Source organism: Ancylomarina sp. (genome assembly GCF_041555295.1).
Taxonomy (GTDB): Bacteria; Bacteroidota; Bacteroidia; order Bacteroidales; family Marinifilaceae; genus Ancylomarina.
This window is the reverse complement of the sequence record NZ_JBFFKR010000368.1, coordinates 1-2,795: the sequence shown is the minus strand read 5'-3', so window position 1 is coordinate 2,795 and position 2,795 is coordinate 1. Positions and strand designations below refer to the sequence as shown.

General features: G+C 38.4%; 3 protein-coding genes. 2 read left to right on the top strand and 1 reads right to left on the bottom strand.

The features are described 5' to 3' along the window. Both ABY905_RS16030 and ABY905_RS16025 read left to right on the top strand, forming a co-directional pair. A partial coding sequence (locus tag ABY905_RS16030) for a DNA glycosylase AlkZ-like family protein (protein ID WP_372645689.1) occupies positions 1-415 on the top strand: 415 nt, incomplete at its 5' end. 572 nt (positions 416-987) lie between these two features. Further along, positions 988-1,434: a GNAT family N-acetyltransferase gene (locus ABY905_RS16025; RefSeq protein WP_372645687.1), complete on the top strand. Its 447-nt coding sequence runs from the start codon at positions 988-990 to the stop codon at positions 1,432-1,434. A 242-nt stretch (positions 1,435-1,676) separates the two neighbouring features. Here ABY905_RS16025 and ABY905_RS16020 read toward each other — a convergent pair whose 3' ends face one another. Beyond that, positions 1,677-2,207 carry an exonuclease domain-containing protein gene (locus tag ABY905_RS16020; RefSeq protein ID WP_372645684.1) on the bottom strand — a complete coding sequence of 177 codons (531 nt, stop codon included), beginning with the start codon at positions 2,205-2,207 and terminating at the stop codon, positions 1,677-1,679. Positions 2,208-2,795: the final 588 nt, after the last annotated feature.

Below are 2,795 nucleotides of genomic sequence, written 5' to 3'. Positions count from 1 at the left end.
GGAGCTTTTGAGCAGATCACTTTCACGGAGTAAACTCAAAATACTCTCCCCTTTCGATAATCTGCTGATTCAACGCAAGCGCATACAGACTCTCTTCCACTTCGATTACCAGATAGAGTGTTATGTGCCCGAGGCAAAACGCCAGTATGGCTATTTCTCTCTACCTATTTTATGGGATGGCCAATTGCTTGCTCGAATGGACTGCAAAGCAGATAGAAAAACAGCCGTGCTGCATATTAAACATCTGGTGCTGGAAGCTAATCTTACGAAAACGGAGGCTTTCGCTCTTGCTCTAAGCAAAGAACTGAAGGCCTTTATGCAGTTTAACGATTGTACCTCGATACAATTGCACAAAACCACACCAGCGAGCTTTAAGAATACATTTCAAAGCGTACTCAAAGACACTTTATCTTAAGCTTAATAATCCTTACAGGTATATAAAATACTTTAGATTTTATTTTAACTTTTCGCTTAAGCCGCTGGGCCTTTTACTTTTCCTTAATGAAAAGCAACAAAAATCAATGGCTCCGGCACTCAGTGACCCATAACGGCTCAAAGCCTAAACAGACTGAACTCGCTCGTTCCTCACTCAAACAGCATTCTGTTTTTAACGCCTTTTTCACCTATGGGGCCCCACTTGCGCTGCCGAGGCCAATCTAAAGATAGAATCTGAATCAATTTTAATAGATGTTTTGGGCGTGTTTTGTCAGTCTGCCGTGAGGCGTGCTACAGTTTTTACCACGAAGAGAAAACAAGGATCAGACTGACTTGATTTTTTGCTTACTTTTTTATCGAAGAAAAAAGTAAGAGCCCTAGCGGCTTGAGCAAAAGAAATAAAATTCAATACTTCAAATCATCGTTATAGGCTTCAAGGGAGTAAATATTCTTTGATTATGCTTATTTTTAGTATTGGAAAAAATAAAAACCGTGTGCAACAGCAAGGCATAGCGCATCCCCTGAACACCTTACGCCTCATATAAAAATAAGATGATAAGAATTGTAAGAACAAACGCCGAAAATCAGGAATTCATAAAACTGGTTCAATTGCTGAATGCTGACCTTGCTGAAAGGGATGGTGCGGATCACCCTTTATCTCAATTTAATACAATTGAAAATATCAAATACGTTGTTTTGGCATACGAAAATAATAAGCCAATAGGATGTGGTGCAATAGCAGCATACGATTCGAACTGCATGGAAATAAAGAGAATGTATGTTTCACCTGAAGTGAGAGGAAAAAGAATTGGAACCCATATGCTGTCTGAATTAGAGAAATGGGCGAAAGAATTGGGGAGTTTCAGGTGTATATTATTCACAGGTAAGAACCAGCCTGAAGCAAACAGGCTTTATGTGAAGAATGGTTATAGTCAGATTAAGAAGTATGGTAAACTGGCGAAAATAGCTGACAGCTTATGCTTTGCTAAAGGGCTATAGCAAAAAAAATTGAAAGCAGACTAAAGCAGCCCGAACTGCACCGAACCAGCCCTGCCAGCTTTAAGAATACACTTCAAACCTGTTGCCGTTTATGTGTTGAATCGTCTAAAGTCGGCTACCATTCTAATACAATCCCTTAGACACAAAAAGGCTGCCAATTCTATATTAGCAGCCCTTGTTTTTTCCTCAAAAAAGCTCAAGACTCCGACCTCAGTATCGCAGCTTGAGTGGAGAATAAGATATTATAGCTCCAACTTATAATTCAATGCCTCATTAGGCTTTACAAATAGCTTAATCGCAATAATAGCACACGCATAAGCATCGTCGAGAGCCTCATGATGATTACGCATCTCGTAACCACAATATCTCGATACAGTATGAAGCTGATGATTTTCAAGATCGGGGAAATTCTTTTTCGCAGCCTTTAAAGTACAATGAAACTCATAATCGGGATAATCCATTTGGTAAGTCTTAAAAACAGTTTTAAGGCATCTTTCATCGAACCGACTGTTGTGAGCAATAAGAGGTAATCCCACTATAAGCGGTTCAATTTCTTTCCAAACCTTCGAAAAAACAGGTGAATCATCGGTATCAGCAACAGTTAAACCATGGCATTTGGTATTCCAATAGGTATAGAAGTTCGGTTCAGGCTGAATCAAACGATAGAACTTATCGGTAATTTCTCCATCTCTAACCACAACTACGCCAACAGCACATACACTACTACCATTCTGGTTAGCGGTTTCAAAATCGATAGCTGCAAAATCTCTCATAAGTCTCTTTATATTTCCAGGGGTCAAGTATAATTAAAATAATCAATAGAGCTCTTACGCGTGTAATAAAGGAAAAAGTAGGGCTTCTGAGTTTCTCCTAATCGTAATTTGTAATTAAAACAGACCAGCGCAACAACACATTTCTACGTATTATTACCCATTCGTTTTAATAATTCCATTTCGATGCAAATCTAAGGCATTATTCAGGAGCAATTCAATAATCGGGATAGGTAAATCGAGATTTGGATCGATTTTAAAAACCTTCATCCTTATTCTATCACCTCGATCTAAGCTCGGATGATCCAAACGCCCCCCTTCAACAAAAAGAATTAAAATTTCTCATCCTTTCAATCATCATAATTCATTCCCGCTAGCTATCGGGATCGTAATTCGTAATTCATAATTAAAAATTCTTAACTCATAATTCAAAAAAAAGCTCCCTACCATAACGATAAGAAGCCTTTAAACTCTAACTATAAAAAATCCCTTAAACCATATCTTCCTGAGTCTCTAACTCGGTCGATTCCTCTTTAGAGGATTTGCTACTAACCGGAAACTTAAACCATCGTAACATTTCAGGGTTATTCG

Coding starts and splice junctions, on each gene's coding strand:
- ABY905_RS16025 (WP_372645687.1), top strand. CDS start 988: ATGATAAGAATTGTAAGAACAAACGCCGAAAATCAGGAATTCATAAAA.
- ABY905_RS16020 (WP_372645684.1), bottom strand. CDS start 2,207: ATGAGAGATTTTGCAGCTATCGATTTTGAAACCGCTAACCAGAATGGT.